Source organism: Streptomyces sp. NPDC052301, from assembly GCF_044593395.1.
In the GTDB taxonomy this organism is placed as follows: domain Bacteria; phylum Actinomycetota; class Actinomycetes; order Streptomycetales; family Streptomycetaceae; genus Streptomyces.
Genome location: NZ_JBIUBE010000009.1, coordinates 348,447 through 348,980, shown reverse-complemented (window position 1 = coordinate 348,980; position 534 = coordinate 348,447). Strand labels below are relative to the sequence as shown.

Genomic DNA, 534 nt, shown 5'->3' with positions numbered 1-534 from the left:
CCCTGCGGACCGGCGACACCCTGCGCACCCAGCGCACCCTGAACACCCTGGGCGCCGATGTCACCCTGGAAACCCTGCGGACCCAGCGCGCCCTGCGCACCCAGCGCACCCTGCGGACCGGTGGCACCCACATTGCCCTGGAAGCCCTGCGGACCGGCGACACCCTGCGCACCCAGCGCACCCTGAACACCCTGGGCGCCGATGTCACCCTGGAAACCCTGCGGACCCAGCGCGCCCTGGACACCGACGTCACCCTGCGGGCCCTGGACACCGGTGAGGCCGGTGGCGCCGGTGGCGCCCTGCGCACCCTGGGGACCGGTGGCTCCGGTCAGGCCGGTGGCGCCGGTGGCGCCCTGCGGACCCATCGGACCGGTGGCACCCGTGGAGCCCGTGGCACCCGTGGCGCCCTGCGGACCCATCGGACCGGTGGCACCCGTGGAGCCCGTGGCACCCGTGACGCCCTGCGGGCCCATCGGGCCGGTGGCACCCGTGGCACCGGTGGCGCCCTGCGCACCCTGGACACCCGGGACACCC

1 pseudogene is annotated in these 534 nt (G+C 76.2%); it reads left to right on the top strand.

Going from position 1 to position 534, the window contains the following annotated elements:
* A pseudogene (locus ACIHEJ_RS26690) lies at positions 1-534 on the top strand (hypothetical protein); the annotation flags it as partial.